This is a genomic window from Candidatus Neomarinimicrobiota bacterium (genome assembly GCA_016784545.1).
In the GTDB taxonomy this organism is placed as follows: domain Bacteria; phylum Fidelibacterota; class UBA8477; order UBA8477; family JABMPR01; genus JABMPR01.
The window spans coordinates 36,641-54,056 of sequence record JADHUM010000007.1 but is presented as its reverse complement, the minus strand read 5'-3'; the positions used below and the strand labels follow the sequence as shown (position 1 = coordinate 54,056).

The 17,416-nt window shown below is 44.4% G+C and carries 14 protein-coding genes and 2 tRNA genes; 9 read left to right on the top strand and 7 right to left on the bottom strand.

Annotation, left to right across the window (positions count from 1 at the left end; all coding sequences use genetic code 11):
• Position 1 precedes the first annotated feature (1 nt).
• Positions 2 to 979, bottom strand: a complete 978-nt coding sequence (locus ISR87_02975) for a polyprenyl synthetase family protein (protein MBL7024391.1) — start codon at positions 977 to 979, stop codon at positions 2 to 4.
• On the bottom strand, positions 960 to 1,769 hold the full coding sequence (gene tatC, locus ISR87_02970; GenBank protein MBL7024390.1) for a twin-arginine translocase subunit TatC: 810 nt from the start codon (positions 1,767 to 1,769) through the stop codon (positions 960 to 962). The genes ISR87_02975 and tatC overlap by 20 nt, the downstream gene beginning before the upstream one ends.
• A 202-nt stretch (positions 1,770 to 1,971) precedes the next feature.
• Here tatC and ISR87_02965 point away from each other — a divergent pair, with 202 nt between their 5' ends.
• On the top strand, positions 1,972 to 2,436 hold the full coding sequence (locus tag ISR87_02965; GenBank protein ID MBL7024389.1) for a prepilin-type N-terminal cleavage/methylation domain-containing protein: 465 nt from the start codon (positions 1,972 to 1,974) through the stop codon (positions 2,434 to 2,436).
• Between the two features lie 46 nt (positions 2,437 to 2,482).
• Here ISR87_02965 and meaB read toward each other — a convergent pair whose 3' ends face one another.
• Complete coding sequence (gene meaB / locus ISR87_02960) at positions 2,483 to 3,424, bottom strand: methylmalonyl Co-A mutase-associated GTPase MeaB (protein MBL7024388.1); 942 nt, start codon at positions 3,422 to 3,424, stop codon at positions 2,483 to 2,485.
• An 11-nt stretch (positions 3,425 to 3,435) separates the two neighbouring features.
• Entirely contained in the window at positions 3,436 to 4,140 is a 705-nt protein-coding gene (locus tag ISR87_02955; GenBank protein ID MBL7024387.1) for a Crp/Fnr family transcriptional regulator, read from the bottom strand.
• Between the two features lie 272 nt (positions 4,141 to 4,412).
• On the opposite strand from ISR87_02955, the gene rpsT reads away from it, so the two are divergent.
• Entirely contained in the window at positions 4,413 to 4,667 is a 255-nt protein-coding gene (gene rpsT / locus ISR87_02950) for a 30S ribosomal protein S20 (GenBank protein MBL7024386.1), read from the top strand.
• 232 nt (positions 4,668 to 4,899) lie between these two features.
• Here rpsT and ISR87_02945 read toward each other — a convergent pair whose 3' ends face one another.
• The gene (locus ISR87_02945; protein MBL7024385.1) at positions 4,900 to 5,838 is read right to left on the bottom strand and encodes a hypothetical protein; all 939 of its coding nucleotides are present in this window, start codon (positions 5,836 to 5,838) and stop codon (positions 4,900 to 4,902) included.
• A 127-nt stretch (positions 5,839 to 5,965) separates the two neighbouring features.
• Here ISR87_02945 and ISR87_02940 point away from each other — a divergent pair, with 127 nt between their 5' ends.
• A complete protein-coding gene (locus tag ISR87_02940; GenBank protein MBL7024384.1) occupies positions 5,966 to 6,697 on the top strand; it encodes a UvrB/UvrC motif-containing protein in 732 nt (243 codons plus the stop codon).
• A gap of 20 nt (positions 6,698 to 6,717) precedes the next feature.
• Here the strand turns inward: ISR87_02940 and ISR87_02935 are convergent, their stop codons facing one another.
• Positions 6,718 to 7,968 (bottom strand): ROK family transcriptional regulator, encoded by a 1,251-nt coding sequence (locus ISR87_02935; GenBank protein MBL7024383.1) that lies wholly within the window; start codon positions 7,966 to 7,968, stop codon positions 6,718 to 6,720.
• A gap of 289 nt (positions 7,969 to 8,257) precedes the next feature.
• On the opposite strand from ISR87_02935, the gene ISR87_02930 reads away from it, so the two are divergent.
• From ISR87_02930 to ISR87_02905, 6 genes are all read left to right on the top strand, one after another.
• Entirely contained in the window at positions 8,258 to 9,475 is a 1,218-nt protein-coding gene (locus ISR87_02930) for a hypothetical protein (protein MBL7024382.1), read from the top strand.
• A 19-nt stretch (positions 9,476 to 9,494) separates the two neighbouring features.
• On the top strand, positions 9,495 to 12,479 hold the full coding sequence (locus ISR87_02925; protein MBL7024381.1) for a serine hydrolase: 2,985 nt from the start codon (positions 9,495 to 9,497) through the stop codon (positions 12,477 to 12,479).
• A 218-nt stretch (positions 12,480 to 12,697) separates the two neighbouring features.
• Positions 12,698 to 13,135, top strand: a complete 438-nt coding sequence (locus ISR87_02920) for a dUTP diphosphatase (GenBank protein MBL7024380.1) — start codon at positions 12,698 to 12,700, stop codon at positions 13,133 to 13,135.
• A 315-nt stretch (positions 13,136 to 13,450) separates the two neighbouring features.
• Positions 13,451 to 15,091, top strand: a complete 1,641-nt coding sequence (gene groL / locus ISR87_02915; protein ID MBL7024379.1) for a chaperonin GroEL — start codon at positions 13,451 to 13,453, stop codon at positions 15,089 to 15,091.
• 480 nt (positions 15,092 to 15,571) lie between these two features.
• Positions 15,572 to 15,646 (top strand) — tRNA-Cys (locus ISR87_02910).
• A 68-nt stretch (positions 15,647 to 15,714) separates the two neighbouring features.
• A tRNA-Leu gene (locus ISR87_02905) sits at positions 15,715 to 15,799 on the top strand.
• A gap of 172 nt (positions 15,800 to 15,971) precedes the next feature.
• Here ISR87_02905 and ISR87_02900 read toward each other — a convergent pair.
• Positions 15,972 to 17,288: an alanine:cation symporter family protein gene (locus ISR87_02900; protein MBL7024378.1), complete on the bottom strand. Its 1,317-nt coding sequence runs from the start codon at positions 17,286 to 17,288 to the stop codon at positions 15,972 to 15,974.
• Between the last annotated feature and the right edge of the window lie 128 nt (positions 17,289 to 17,416).

Below are 17,416 nucleotides of genomic sequence, written 5' to 3'. Positions count from 1 at the left end.
TTTATTTCTCTCGTTGAATATTGAAATCGATAAACTGAATCATAGAGTGTTTGACAGGTGAATCAGGGAAACCGCTTAGCGTGGCTTTGGCCTTGTCAGAATAGTCCTGAAGTTTTTGTTTGGTGTATTCCAGTCCCCCAAAGCGATTAATGAACTCCAGGACATTTTGCTGGATGACTTTGTCACCACCCTTTTTGATCAACCGTTTGAATTCACGTTGTTCCTGTTTGTTGCACTGCTGCAACGCATGTATCAAGGGTAAGGTTACCATGTTGTGTTTAACATCCAGACCAATGGGTTTTCCCACAGATGAAGCTCGACCTTCAAAATCGAATAAATCGTCTTTGATTTGAAAGGCAATACCAAAGTTTCTGCCATATTCATAGAGGGCATCCCAGACCTTCTGGTCACTTGATGTGGTCATAGCACCCAGTTTACATCCCGTTGCCAGGAGGGAAGCAGTTTTATCCTCAATCATGGCATAATAAGCTTCCTCTGTCATGGTGTCAGAGCGAGCACGGTCGATCTGGTCAATTTCACCTGTCACCAATTTGTCAGCCGTATTTGCCAGAAGCTCAAGCATCTCAGGATGTTTTAGAGCGACCATTTTTACCAAAGCTTTTGAAAAGAGATAATCACCAATGAGCACGCTGATCTTATTACGCCAGATTGAATTGATGCTGGGAAGACCCCGTCTGGTTTCAGCTTCATCCACAACATCATCGTGGACCAGGGTTGCAGTATGCAATACCTCTACCAGCGTGGCGGCAGAATAGGTCTGTTCTGTGCATTCCCCGCTCAGCCTGGCTGAAAGCAACAAAAGCATGGGGCGCATTTTTTTTCCCTTTTGGGCGATGACATATTTCATGACCTGATTAATTAGAAAAACATGAGATTTGAGAGAATTCTCAAAATAATGCTGAAAACTATTCAACTCAGCCTGAATAGGCCGCAGGAGATCATCCAAGGAAATCTTCAAGCAACTCGTCCTCTTTATTTATTCCCTCAGATTCCACTTCTTCCATCTCGGATTTTTCCTGCTTTTTTTGCTTCACAAGTTTGGCTACAAAAATACTGATTTCGTAGAGGAGAATCATGGGCATGGCTACCCCTACCATGGTAAAAGGATCAGCAGGTGTAAAAATAGCTGAAACCATGAGTATGCCGAGATATGCAAAGCGACGAATTTTTCTCAAAATATTGGGAGTCACAATACCGATCTTGGCCAGGATAAATACAATGACAGGAAGTTCAAAGGCCATGCCTGTAAACAAAATTAGAATGGTGATATAGTTGAGATAGTCGGTGATGGTTACATAGTTAACCAGGCCTTCGAGGCCGTAATTCAATACTGCAAAAAACTTCAGCGACCAGGGTATCATGACAAAATATGAGAATAGTCCACCCACAACAAAGCTCAGGATGGTGGTGATAATGAGCATGGGTGCAAATGACCGCTCGTCATCCAGAAGCCCCGGTGCAATAAACTTCCAAATCTGGTGAATAATAACGGGGAGAGAAAATACAATACCCAGGACAACTGCCACACGCATCTTAGCCAGGAAAACGCCGAGGATGGTTGTATTCAACAACTCCAGCTTGGGTTCAGTTTGTTCAATGGGAATGCTCAAAATGTATATGAGTTGGTTGGAAAAAATGAAACCAATGATGGCAAATAGGAGGATACTGCTGAAGGCTTTAATTACTCTCCACCTCATCTCTTCCAGATGATCCAACAGGGGCATTTCAGAATTGCTTACTTTTGACATAGTCGATTAAGATAAAAGGATTAGAGGTGAGAAAAACCTCAATTGACGGAAGATGCTAACAATTCTGTGCTCCCAGCAGTTTTCCCATGCGGAGTGAACTTTACTGCCTTTTTCAGTTTGAAATGAGAATTCTTTTGCTATTAATATTTGGAATTATTGAATTTGAATTACCCTATGGCCTGACTTATTTTATTAGCTAATTATGAATCGTCGCTACACACATAAGAATCAACCACCTTATCCGGATACAATTGTATCTCGAAATACATCCATTGCTGGATTTAGTCTGGTGGAGCTTATGATAGTCATCCTGATCATTGGTGTCCTCGCAGCTGTCGCAGTTCCCATATACCGGGGTGGTATTGAAAAAGCCGTTAGAGCTGAAGGCGAGGCTGCATTGGGTTCAATACGCAACGAAGTTCGAGCCTATTATGGTGAGTGGGGTGTATACCCTACTGAAGACCTAGGTCAAATTATGACCCAGGATTGGCATAACATCCAACCGGGTGAGTTGGATGGCAATAATTTCACAGAAAACTCCTATTACTACCAGGGTGGTGGTTACATCTATCTTATCGGTGTTCACCGGGGTACTGTTATGGAATTTCACCGCTCCCTTAACCAGGATGGCTTATTTCAAGACTGGGATGTTAAAGTTGATGAATAGGTATTGAATGGCAAACTGGCATTTGGTATCTGATCCGACTACACTTTTACTTCGCTTCATCCTTCAATAGAGAATCCACAATCTTTCCAGGCAAGATGCTCATGACATTTTCAGTAGTCATTGCTTGATCCAATAGCATCCTTCTCTCCTGGGTCCAAAATCTGTGGAGGACATTTTCATCAATATGAGATTTGATCTTAAATCGGATTCTGTCCCTGAAATTCTGACGAATGATACCGTGCTCATCTAAAAATTCGCGATGTTCTGCCAGAGCGTCTGTCAAAGCTGAAATACCTTCATCCTTGAGCGCACTGGTTTTGATGACCTGGGGCGGCCACAACCCTTTTTCAGGATGTCTCATTTCCAGCATGGATTGTATCTGTGCAAAAGCCTGATTGGCCCCCTGTCTATCTGCTTTATTAATAATAAATAGATCTGCGATCTCCATGAGCCCCGCCTTCATGGCCTGAATATCATCTCCAGATTCTGGAACGAGAACAACCAGTGTGGTATCAGCCGCTTTGGCAACATCCAACTCCACCTGACCCACTCCAACTGTCTCATAAACAATAACATCATAACCCGCGGCATCGAAAATATCAGCAGCATCCTGGGCCCTGAGAGCCAACCCGCCATGACTGCCTCGCGTGGCCATGGACCTGATAAAAACCCCTTTGTCAGCATAGTGACGCCCCATACGAACTCTATCTCCCAGGATGGCACCTCCAGTAAAGGGACTGGTGGGATCAACTGATATTACAGCAATACGTTTGTCCAGGTTTCGCCAATAAGTAATGATGCGATCGACCAGTGAGCTTTTCCCGGCCCCCGGGGGTCCAGTAACGCCGATACGATAAGCACGACCCAGATGGTTGAATAAAGCATCTGTTATAGCCATGTCCAGATTATCGGCATTTTCTACATATGAAAGCGCCCGGGAAATGGCCAGGCGCTTGGAATCTAATATTCCGTTTAGATCAATTTTCATGGGAAGTAAGATCAGAATTTGAGCTGATAAATTTCCTTGAACTTACTGTATTTACGGATAATCACCTTTTGTCCATCACGAGTAAGCCAGTGCTTCTCTTCTAATTTTTTCATCATACGTGAAACCGTTTCGCGTGTGGTTCCAGCCATGTTGGCAATATCCTGCTGCATGGGCATGTTCCCAAGGGTGACGTCTCCCATTTTATAGGTTCCGTTTTCTTCAGCCAAACCGATGAGTATAGATGCAATCTTACCCTCTGCATCACTAAGTGTCAGATATTCCAGGTGCATGTCAGTTTTTCGAAGACGCAAGGCCAATTCCATGAGCAGGGCGGTAGCAACTGACGGGTGATGTTCCAGAAGATCTAAAAATTCGCGACGATTGATGGTTTGGATTTTGCATTCAGTTAATGTTATCACATTTGCTGATCTTGTTTCACCGTCCAGAATCGCCAGCTCCCCAAAGAAATCTCCCTCGCGCAGGAAGGCCAGAACCGCTTCACGTCCATCTTCAGCCAGACGAGTAACCTTTACAGAACCGGTCTCAATTACAAAAAAGTTGTCACCGGACTGCTCCTGATGGAGTATATGCTGATCTTTGTCGTAGGTTTTCTCCTGGCAGACCTCGGCCAGATGTGTTAACACTTTGTCGTTTAGATCAGAGAATAGAGGAACCATCCTTAAAGAATCTTTGATTTCTTCTAACCGATCGCTCATCCTGTTCTCCTCCTGAGTGACGACTTCGTCAAAATTTTTGAGTTCCGTCCATGATATCTAAAACCCATTTAAAACAACATTGTTAATTATTCAATAAAGTAGGAGGAAATGGGTCAAAGCAAAAACAGAATTTTCAAATTAGAAAATTAATTCACGCACTTCACTCTGGCAGAAAGCTATGCAAATGCTTGATTTTTATTTCTACTTAAAGCGTTGACAGAGGTGTGATGCGCATCTATATTCGCGGGCATTTTTGAGGAGAAAGAAGAAATATGCCTGTAAAAAAGACCATCGCAAAACGTATCAGACAAGCTGATAAAGCTCGTATACGCAATAAGCATTATAATTCATTGATGAAAAGCGCTATCAAAAAAGCCATGGCTACAGACAATGCCGAGAACGCAACTGCTCTCGGTCGTTCTGCCATCGCAGTGATTGACAAAGTAGCCGCTACCGGAATTATCCATAAGAACAAAGCTGCTAACCAGAAATCGCGTGTTGCCAAACATATGGCCACCTTTTCCTAAGACGCTTCTCACATTTTATAGTCGTTTCGATTATAGCGTTATTTAGACCGGTGCTTCACCGGTCTTTTTTTATTCTTTAAAATGGAGTGTCACTCAACCGGACATTGAGCTTGCCTGCCAAGTCGTAGCTTGAACCCCGCCCTCGGTGGCGGGTGGAGTGAAGACTGGTCGAAATGTTCAACGGAATAGTGGGATGAGCGTCTTCGAGGGGCTCAGTCTCCTGAGCTTAACGCTAGTATACTTCGTTGGTTAAACAGTGTACCGAACCACCGGCATATCGAAAGCTGGTCAGGGGTGTCACATACCTCTGAATGCCCATCTCAGCAAGTTGTTCTTCGATGCCAGGGGTTGAAAATCTGCTACTGTTCACCATAATCCCAGGAGCAATGAGTGCATTGACAGCATAGTCGCCCAATTCGTCTTCAATACCAGATGAGTCTAACAGAGAAACTTCCATAACCTTGACACCCAGCGAACGGATTGCATCCATGCTTTTATTATCGAGCATATCAGCCGTTACAATCACAGCCTTCATTTCATTGTCCACGGAAACCACTGGTGTGAAAACAGTGTCAAGATGGTAGCCTTGGGATTCCACCAGGATATAATGATCGGGACGAATAATGCTGCGTACAAAATCATGACCTGCTTTGTTTGAACGAGATAGACCGCCGAAATAGTAACTTCCATGACTGGTTTCCAGATAATTAATATCTCCACCCTCCAGGAGAGCGCCTTCAGGCAGGGTAACCACCGTCTTCCCGAGCTTGGCTTCAATTAGTTTTGTATGAAATTCGCCCTCATAGATCCGATCTTTCACACTAAAGCGACTTTTAATCCAGATACCCCTGAATATCATTCCCCCATCTCTAATAAAGACAGCATCATGGTAGAGACTATCAGGTTGATTCAACTCATCTGGAAAAGGTACAATATGGAGGTGGAAGCCGGCAGTCAACAGCGTATCAATAAAGTTCAGCCACTCTTGCCTGAGCAAGTTTTGATCCGGCACAATCCCATGCTCCTGGGCATATAGCGTGGCGAAATTCATGCTGGATTCTGTTTCGCCCTGATGAACAGGATAGCCATTGTGCCACATTCCTTTGACTTCATCAGTGACAGGGGCCAGACCCAACAATATAATTTCTCGATTGTGTAAATGTGCATTCATGGGATCAAGATAGCTCGATTGTCCCTGAGAGAAAGCAACTTCTCCCCAGGGGTACCATGAGAAACATTTTCATTCAGTAGATATCTAAGCATTGGAGATCAAGCATATTCCGATTTAATTAACGGCCATGGATATTAGTAAGATATTAAGCGAATGGCCATTTGATCCCCTCACGGTTAGTGCTAGAATAATTAAGGCTAAAGATGGTAGACAACTCGTTCAGATGCGGGTTGATCTTGGTCTTATCCAGATGGAATACACCGGTAGACCAGATGGCTATCATCCTGAAGGTTTTGACTCTTACCTGGACTATTACCGCTCCTTGGCTGCCAAGGAAAAAGAATTCACCCTTGATCCGCGACAATCCTTCAACTTGAGACAAGAGGGGTTGCAGTTCTACCATCGCTATCTCAGTCTCCATCAATTGAAGGACTACCGTGGTGTCATTCGTGATACCCGCCACAATCTTGATATCCTCAACGTCATCGCCAATTATGCTGGAGCTGTAGAGAATATCACAAGTCAACAGCATCGACCCTATGTGATGATGATGAATACTTCTGCTAAAACCATGTTAAAACTTGAAGTGGACGATAAAACGGAAGCCTTGAGAATATTAAAAGCAGGTGTTCGTCAAATCAAACATGTCTATAAAAATGTTCTTGAGGATCCTCAACCAGATTTAAGTCCTGAAATTTTTCAACTTCGTGAATTGCAGCATCGCATCACTGATGATGGGGTTCCCTCTGAGTTACCGGTTCAGGAAAAGCTCGAAATTGAGCTGCAGATGGCTTTACTTTCTGAAAATTATGAGGAAGCAGCCATACTTAGAGACCAGATTTCCCGATCTTCCAAGTAGGCACTATTTAAATCTATAAATTATTCTGGTAAAATCAGCGACCGGTAGGTTGCCAGATTTACAATTGGTGGTTTAAATAAATCCTGAAGGACCATTCCCACTGCACCCAGGGTTCCGGCTCGATTCTTCAATGCACCCGCTTTAATTTGCACTACTTCAGCAGGAATCATCAGGACATCTGCCTTGGCACACCGCACTGCGGCGTCAAGTACCATGGGACACTTGTCAATGACGGGTCCACCCATGATAATCAATTCAGGATTAAAGAAATTGATCACACCAATCGTGAGAATACCAAGTATTTCACCGAACTCATTGAGGGCATCCAGTGCGAGAGGATCATCATCTTTTGCAGCGGTGGCAATGCTTTGAAGATTGATTTCAGTGTTCCTAAGGGTCGTCATTCGTCCATTTGCACTTACAGCCTGTTGCATGGAAAACTCTAAGTGTGGCGTGGTCAGAATCTCACCAAAACGGCGTTGATCCTGATAAAGGATTGGATATTTGCCGCGATTAATCCCACGGGCAGATATTTCGGTATAACCAACTTCACCGGCAGAGGAAGTAATACCACGATAAATGTCACCGTTGATAATGATTCCAGCCCCTATTCCTTCACCAAGCCATATATAGACAACATTCTTTGCCTGCTGGCCGGCGCCCCAATGGTATTCACCCAGTGTGATGGCCTTTACGTCATTCTCCATATAGATTTTTGTGTCCAGAGATTCTTCAAAGTACGATTTAATGGGAAAACCTTCCCAGGCTTTCAAGGAGTGGGTGGATAGAATAGAACCGTTCTCGTAATCTATGAGTCCTGGTAAAGCAATACCAACACCCAGAATCGATTTCATCTTCTCTTCATCACCAACCATTTTCTCAACAGATTTGGTTATTCGGGTCAAAATGGCTTTGGGGTTGGTGTTGTTGTTAAAATTCACCACGCCTTCATGTAATATTTCTGCATTCATATTGGTGATGAGTAAGGTGGCGCGATGTAAATGTATTTCTATTCCAACTGCCAGACCTGCATCGGCATTAAACTCCAACATCACAGGTCTTCTGCCACCCTGAACAGTGGATTCCCCTTTGCCGATCTCAAAAAGAATATTGGTTCCAAGTAAACGGCGAACAATACCGCCAATGATCACTTTTGAAACGCCCATTCTACGTGCGACTTCAGATCTGGAAATAGGTCCTTCATCACGAACAATACGCAATACTGAGATTTCATTAATTTGACGTACGAAATGGAAATTGGATTTTTTCATACATAACTCCAGGATCAACCAAACCTTCCCATCCCATGATGAATGCTTGAGTTTGTTGAGTCCTACTTTACGATCTAAGTTTCAGTTACTATTCCCAGGCCAGTAAGTTAGTCTTTTTTACATACTAATGCTATCGCTTTGTGTATTGATTCAACTGAGGGCATGCTTAGATTCAAGTGACTGTCAAAAAATGCTAAATCCCGGCGTTGCCTGATCTGAACAATGGGGCAAGTGCATAGGTGATTATCACAAACATGGTCGCTGCTTACAATTAAAACAGGATAAAATCATGAGCTCACACATACTATTTGAACCTGCGAATCTCTCCCCCTTCGCCCCCATTTCACTCCTCAGATCCGTTGCTGAGCTACGTTATGGCATCTTTTCCAATCTTGAGAGAGCTCAACGAATTCTTCCCGAAAACTCCGTGGAATTGTGGGTTCGTCCCATTCTGGCTAAGGAACATGCTGAAAAGTATCCTGAAACACCTATAAATAAGCATGCTGACCAGGATGCCATCTTTCTTAATGCTGCAACACCAGCCTGGATGTATCCCTCGGCACTCAATATTTTAAAAGAATCCAATAAAGCAGCAGTTGTCATAGATGGCCAAATTGTGGCTGCCCGACCAGGTTCGGGAATAAAGTTCTCAGCAGATTTTCACAAGACACTTGACAGATTGCCAAAAATTGAATGTGATGCAGAAATATGTAATAAGCAACCCTTGTGGATCTGGGAATACCTTGATATAATTGATTCAGCCCTGGAATTCGATGCGCAGCTGTGGAAGGAAGAAAATAATATCCTGACAAAACTCCCTTCAGATCTTTCAACCCTGACGGAACGCAATATTTTCATCCATAATACAGCTCAGATTAGTAAATTTGTTCACCTGGATGCCAGCAATGGACCCATTGTCATCGATGAGGATGCCAAAATTAGTCCTTTCACTTCCATCGTGGGTCCCGTTTATCTGGGTAAGCGAAGTTCTCTCAAACCCTCTACCTCTATCCGGCATTCTGTGGTCGGAAAAATCTGTAATCTGGGGGGTGAAATCAAGGGTTGTATCATTCATCCCTATTCAAACAAGAGCCATGATGGTTTTCTTGGGGATTCCATTCTGGGCTCCTGGATCAATCTGGGGGCAGGAACCAGCACCAGTAACATGAAGAATAATTATCAGAAGATTCGCGTGTCATGGGATGGAAACAATTACGAAAGTGGTCGTCAATTCCTTGGATCCATTATAGGCGATCATACAAAAACTGCCATCGGGATTCGCTTGAACACAGGGACTCTGATTGGCCCCTTTTGCAATGTCTTTCAGGCTGATTTTCCACCCCGGGCTATTCCCTCTTTTTCATGGGGAAATGGGACCCATGAGTTGGAAAAGGCAATTCAAACAGCCGAGCTCATGATGAAGCGAAGGAGCTTAACCCTCTCTGAGACTGAGATTAACCTGATTCAAGATCTGGCTGCAGATCACACACCCTTTATTCATTTTTAAGAATTATCAAGAGCTCCTCATGAACACATCAAGGATATTCAGATTTTCTGTAGCAACCCTGGCGATATTTCTACTGGTCACCTGTACACATCAGCCTGAACTTGTTGATTCGTCACCCTGGGTAAGAGCCACACTCAAGAAATTAAGCCTGCGTCAAAAAATTTCTCAGATGATGGTTTATTCCATGAGCCTGGACTATCTGCCCGCAGAGTCAGCCCGTTGGAAGGAAATTGAAGGGCTCCTGGAAACGGATGGCATTGGCTTCATCCATGTCTGGGGTGGCGAGACCGCTTCTGCATTGACGCTGCTCAACCAAATGCAATCCAGATCCATGGTGCCCATCATGGTTCAGGCAGATCTGGAATACGGACTTCAAAAAAGATTTGGAGCTGGGACACAAATTCCGTGGCCCATGGCTCTGGCTGCCACAGGTGATCCAAACCTGGCTTTTGAAGCAGGTCGAATAACTGCTGAAGAAGGGCGCGCGCTTGGGGTACATCTCGCACTGGCTCCAGTCGTCGATGTGAATAACAACCCAGACAATCCCATCATTAACACCCGCGCTTTCAGTGAGGATCCTGATGAAGTTTCACGTTATGCCATCAGTTTTATGCAGGGACTTCAGTCACAGGGTATGCTGGCCACTGCCAAACACTATCCAGGGCATGGTGACACTCAGACTGATTCTCACATATCCCTGGCCAAAATTCCTTCTGATTCTGCTCGTCTATGGAATGTGGAGCTCAAACCTTTTCAAGCCATCATTGATGCTGGTGTTGATCTGGTGATGGTGGGTCATCTGGATGCAGGTGAATTTCAGTTGGAACCTGGAATCCCATCCAGTCTCTCGCCCTACTGGCTACAGGATATTTTGAGATTGAAGCAGGGATTTAAGGGAGCAATCATCACCGATGCCATGGCCATGGGAGGTATTACCCGAAATTTTCCTGATCGCTATGCCTTAATCCAGACCATTAAGGCTGGCTCTGATATCATTATACAGAATAGAAATTACAAGGGCTCAGTGGACTGGGTTGAGGAAGCCGTAAATGATGGATTGATCAGCGAAAGTCGGATTGATGAATCTGTGATGAGAATTTTAACTCTCAAGCAAAAACTTGGTCTGGATAAAAAGAAAACTTTAAGTCTGGATGACATGCAGTCCCGACTGGGCACCACCCATAACAAGCGTGTGGCTCAGGATATAATGAGAAAAGCTGTTACTCTCGTGCGTGATCAGCAAAATTTAGTACCGGTAAACCTGACTGATTCCCAACACGTCTACATTGTCGATATCCGTGATTGGGCTCATGATCATGACCAATCAACTGTTTCGATAGAGTTACAAAGAGCGCTGCCTAACTCTTCATCCTGGATATTGGACAATTCAGATGATGTTTTCGCCTATGACTATGTTTTGGAGAGCATCCCCGATTCAGCCCATGTCATCGTCAACATTTTTAGTCGCACCAAAATGAACAAGGATCGGGTACTTTTACCTCCTATTCAAAGTACCTTCGTTGATTCCCTCTCCGGCAAAACGCCCCATTTGATTGTTACAAGTTTTGGGACACCCTATTTAATCAGGGCTTTTCCAGACATCCCCACCTACCTCGTGACGTATAGTAATCAAACAGAAATGCAGCGAGCGCTGGCTAGAGCATCGCTGGGAAAAGCTGACATTGATGGTAAACTTCCCATCACTATTCCTGGAATAGCACAACGGGGGGATGGCTTATCACGAATTGGGCTCCCCTTTACCAGCGTCACGACCCACGTTAAGCCCAGGCTTCAGCCAACTATTCTGCAACATGTTGCTCCAGAAGACATAGGAGCTGACCCGGGCAAAATAATGCCCTTTGTGAATCAGGCTCTTGAGGAAAATGCGTGGCCAGGTGGCGTACTTCTGGCAGCCAAAGACGGCAAAATATTTATGCATGAATATTTTGGTGAACACACTTATGACTCAGAACGGCACACCTATCGGGGAGATATTTTCGATCTGGCATCTGTCACCAAGGTGATAGCTACAACCTCGGCAGCCATGAAACTTTATGAGGAAGGGAAACTCAACCTGGACACAACAGTGGTTTCCTATCTCCCAGAGTTTGCAGGGCCCGATTCAACAATTGATTCTTTAAAACAGATAATTACCGTGAAAAATCTGCTTACCCACACCGCAGGAATGAAACCCTTTAAGAAATTTTTTCGCATGGATGCACCCAGCCGGGAAGCCCTGGTGGACAGCGTGCTTCAATCAGAACTGGATACAATTCCAGGTACCAAATACAGGTATTCTGATATTGGTTTGATTACCCTTGGGATGGTGATTGAGAAGCTAGCCGGAGCTGATTTAAAAACCTTTACAGATAGTGTCATCTTCAAGCCCCTGTCTATGAAGGCAACTGGCTATCAACCCCGGGCGAGACTTGATCGTATTGTCCCAACTGAAATAAGTGAGTTGGACAGCATGCTGGTACATGGTTTTGTCCATGATGAAAACTCCCATTCCCTGGGTGGCATTACTGGCCATGCCGGTCTTTTTTCTACTGCCATGGATCTGGCCAGGTTTGCGCAGATGATGCTGAATAAGGGGTCGTTGGGTGATACCGTCATATTTAAACCAGAAACCATTGAATTATTCACACGTCGGGCGAACATGCTGGATGAAGAGAACTCCCGCTGTTTGGGATGGGATAGTCCTCATGAAGCCAGCTCAGGCGGTGTTTATCTAAGTGCCAATAGTTTTGGTCATACTGGGTTTACGGGAACCTCTATCTGGATTGATCCTGACAATCAAATGTTTGTCATTCTCCTCACCAATGCGGTGCACCCCAAACGTAGTTATAAGTATCCCAACTATTTTGACTGGCGTCAACGCGTCCACGCATCCGTATATGAAAGTCTGGGTTTTAGCGAAATCACACCGGGTCTGGAATGGAGAGATCGCTGGATCGAGGAAGAACGCCGTCGAAATTCCTTGTGGTATAAGCTTTTCCATTAATCTACGGTGACACTAGATTTGATAAACCCCGAGGTAATTGAGAACGTCATCTCGAGCGGAGTCGAGAGGTGATTCCACCGGAAACCAGATTACGTCTTCTCAAGCGGAGTCGAGAGATGCTGCATATGGAAAACACAATTTAATATCCCTCGACTCTGCTCGGGATGACGAACTATTGATTAATTATGACAATTACAAAAAAATAATTAGGAGCTGCAATGCATATAAAGATTCAACCACATACCCCCTCATCCCGCGAGCGCTATGAGCAGCATGGACACTACCATGCCGGTGATGCCGGTCTTGATTTGTTTATTATGGAAGATCAGGTCATCAAAGCTGGAGAAACAGTGCCCCTAAAATTGCAAATATCCTGCGAAACGTCCTCAGGCCAGCCCTACTATCTCATGCCCCGTTCAAGTATCTCCAAGACCCCTTTAAGGATGTCAAATTCAATCGGATTGATAGATGGCGGATACCGAGGTGAAATTATCGGTATGGTTGATAATATCAAAACCGAGGATTATCAAGTTTCTGCAGGTGATCGCTTGTTCCAATTGGTTGCCATGGATGGATCACCCATCACCTTTGAGCTAGTGGAATCCCTGAGTGAAACCAGTCGAGGAGCAGGCGGATTTGGCAGCACTGGGAACTAGCTTTTAAATCTTCTGGAAAATGGTCAGGCCGGCTGAAAGTTTCAGTCGCTTCAGCACATCAGAAATTATTCCAAATGCTTTCATGAATATCCAGGTCATGAAAAATGAAAGTTATTGTATTATATAATTGTTATTATTTAGCTTATCATCGGAACTTTGTATTCCCTTCCCTCTGATTTTTACTTGGAGTCAGCTTGTAACCTGAATATAATTTGGCGCTCTAATGGTGTGAGTGCTAATAGAGCATATTTTTGAATTATATACGTCAGTTGCAACTGACAATCCTTTAAAAGAAACGAGAGGAAAAAGAAAAAAATGGCAAAATACATCGAATTTGATCAGGAAGCCCGGTCCAAACTAAAGACTGGTGTTGATATTCTGGCAAACGCTGTAAAAGTAACCCTGGGACCCAAGGGTCGTAATGTGGTTATCGACAAAAAGTTTGGTGCACCGACTATTACCAAAGATGGTGTCACCGTGGCAAAAGAAATCGAACTTGAAGATCCCCGTGAGAACATGGGTGCCCAGATGGTTCGCGAAGTTGCATCAAAGACGTCTGATATTGCTGGTGATGGAACCACTACTGCAACTGTACTTGCTCAGGCTATTGTTACCCAGGGCTTGAAGAATGTCACTGCTGGTGCCAATCCCATGGAAATCAAGCGGGGTATTGATGCTGGTGTTGTCGAGGTTGTCAAGTTTCTGAATGCGCTCAGCAAACCAGTGGCCAGCAGTAACGAGATTGCCCAGGTTGGAACCATTTCAGCCAATAATGACAAAGCTATTGGTGACTTGATCGCTGAGGCCATGGACAAAGTTGGTAAAGATGGTGTGATCACGGTGGAAGAATCCAAAACTATGGATACTCACCTTGAGACCGTTGAGGGCATGCAGTTTGATCGCGGTTATCTCTCCCCTTACTTCGTGACCAACGCTGAGAACATGGAAACCCTCCTAGAAGATGCCTTGATCCTGATCTATGATAAAAAGATCAGCACCATGAAAGACTTACTGCCAATTCTTGAGAAATCATCACAGACTGGCCGTCCGCTCCTCATCATCGCTGAAGATGTTGATGGTGAAGCTCTGGCTACTCTGGTTGTGAACCGTCTCCGCGGCACCTTAAAGGTTGCTGCTGTTAAGGCACCTGGTTTTGGTGATCGTCGGAAAGCCATGCTTGAGGACATTGCCGTTCTCACTGGTGCAACCGTTGTATCTGAAGACCAGGGTTACAAGTTAGAAAATGCAACCCTTGAGTATCTGGGTACAGCCAAAACTATCATCATTGACAAAGACAACACAACCATCGTTGATGGAGCTGGTGAAAAAGAGAAATTGACAGCCCGCATCAATGAGATCAAGGTTCAGGTTGAGAACACGACTTCTGATTATGATCGTGAAAAACTTCAGGAACGTCTGGCCAAATTGGCTGGTGGTGTTGCTGTACTGAATGTTGGTGCTGCTACTGAAGTTGAGATGAAAGAGAAGAAAGCTCGTGTTGAAGATGCTTTGCATGCTACACGTGCTGCTGTCGCTGAGGGAATCATCCCTGGTGGTGGTGTTGCTCTCCTGCGTGCCGCAGAGGCATTAAAACTGACACTTGAAGGTGATCAGCAGTTGGGTATTGATATTCTTCGTCGCGCCTTGGAAGAACCGATTCGTCAGATTTCCAAGAATTCTGGTTGGGAAGACTCCATTGTGGTACAGAAAGTCAAAGAAGGCAAAGATGACTTTGGTTTTGATGCTCGCGCTGAAGATTTTAAGAATCTTCTTGAAGCTGGTATCCTTGATCCAACCAAGGTGGCCCGTACAGCTCTTGAGAATGCAGCTTCAATTGCAGGTCTCTTGCTGACCACGGAATGTGCCATTACTGATAAGCCCGAACCATCATCAGCTGGAGGTCCAGGGATGGATCCTGGTATGGGTGGCATGGGCGGTATGGGTGGCATGTACTAAACCACCCCGTAATACTGCACTATCAAAAGGCCGGTCATTTGATCGGCCTTTATTTTACCAATGAGTACAACTTAACACGTCTTCGCGAAGGAGTGTAACGACTGCGGCGATCTCTTTTTTTTACAACGAATTAGACGAACTTTTCGATTGGTTTTATTAACCACAGAGTGCGCAGAGAACGCAGAGGATTTTTAGAGGCTTCGTTGGGGAAGAGTGGAGCGATTGCAGCGATCTCTTTTTTTCACAACGAATTGTACAAACATTGCCAATGGTTTTATAACCGCAAAGTGCACAGAGACCGGCAGAGGACTATTAGATTCTTCTCTGCGAAGGCAGGTAGCGACTGCGGGATCTTTTTTTTGCAACGAATTTAACGAAGAGAACGAACTCAATTTTGGGATGGAATAGATTTATCTTACACTCTGTATGCTGTAGTTGACCTATGCTTCTTGGTAAACTATATTGCGCGGCTTTTTTGATGGCGTGGTGCCCAAGTTGGTCTAAGGGAGTGGTTTGCAAAACCATCATTCGCCGGTTCGAATCCGACCCACGCCTCTTTGAAATTATGAATTACGAATTGTGAATTATGAATTTATCATTTACAATTTATAATTCAATTTTTGGCCCGGGTGGTGGAATTGGTAGACACAAGGGACTTAAAATCCCTCGGCCTTAAAAGCCGTGCCGGTTCGATTCCGGCCCCGGGTACACCTCTAATACTCTGATACACAGCTACATACGAATATCATATAATTCTAATTACTTTGTTGCAAGTGATGGACATTTGAGACAAATCACGCCACCACATGTCATAATCTTTGACACTATTTTAGCACAGTTTTGAAGTGAGAACCCTTGGTTGGTGTACTCAATTTCGATATTATGACATTGACTCAAAATAGCGCCTTGCTTCCTTCATGACACGAGGAGCGAGTAGAAGCGTAGCCGTCATGGTGGGAATAGCCATGAGTGCATACATGCCATCGATAAAATTGATGGCGACATCAAGGGTAATGATTGAAGCAAATGCAAGAACAAGTACATAAAATATTCTGTAATATTTTTTATATCGACTACCAAAAAGGTAGGAAGTACATTTACTACCATAATATGAATAGCCAATCATAGTTGACATGCTGAAGATAATCACACAAATTATCAGTATGTAGCGCCCTACCTCACCTAATTCATGTGAAAATGCCTGTGTAGTTAGCGTCACACCATTGCTTTCACTAGCCTGCCACATACCAGAGAATAGAATTGCGAAGGCGGTGACACTACAAACAATAATGGTATCAATGAACGGACCGATCATAGCCACAAGACCTTCGCGCACAGGCTCCTTGGTTCTTGCCGCACCATGAGCCATGGCCTCGGTGCCAATTCCAGCCTCATTAGAGAAAGCAGCCCGACGGATGCCGGTGATGATGACTGCACCTAAGGCACCACCTAATACAGCATCTCCTGTGAAGGCGTCTTTGAGAATGAACATAAACATTTCAGGTATCTCTGTATAATGTTTAACCAGAATAGTGATGCCAGCCAACATATAAAGACTAACCATGACTGGCACCATCCGTGAAGCGACCAGGCCAATGCGCTTGATTCCGCCAAATATGACCAGAGCAACGATTACAGAAATTACCACTCCTACAAGAAGATTACCCATGATAGCATCACCGACAAATAAGCCCTGCTGTTTGAATACCTCATCGCGAATGATCTGTGTTAATTGGTTCGACTGAAATGGGGCGAGACATCCAAAAAGGCCGGCAAGGCTAAACCAGATTGCCAAAGGTTTGAATTTTATACCTAAGCCAGTTTCGATATAGTACATGGGGCCCCCCATAATCCGACCCTCATCATCTTTTCCGCGATAAAGAATACTTAAAGAGCAGGTGAAAAATTTTGTAGACATACCGAGAATTGCACTGAGCCACATCCAAAAAATGGCCCCGGGACCACCTGTATGAATGGCAATTGCCACTCCACTGATATTACCCATTCCCACCGTACCGGCGAGGGCGCTGGAAAGTGCTTGAAAGTGGGAAATGTCACCCGGATCGTCTTCAGAATCATATTTACCCAGGAGTATCATAAAAGCATGACGGAAAAACCGGAAGGGAGTAAACCGACTGTAAAAAGTAAAAAAGAGTCCACCACCAAGGAGCAACACCAGCAGAGGTGTACCCCACATAAAACTTGAAAATTTTTCAAACAATACATCTATGCTTAGCATGCGTTCTCCGCTTGTATCTATGCCTGAGTAACTGTTCCAAAATTATATCTGGACAGAGTGTTTCGTGACTTAGATGATGGATATTT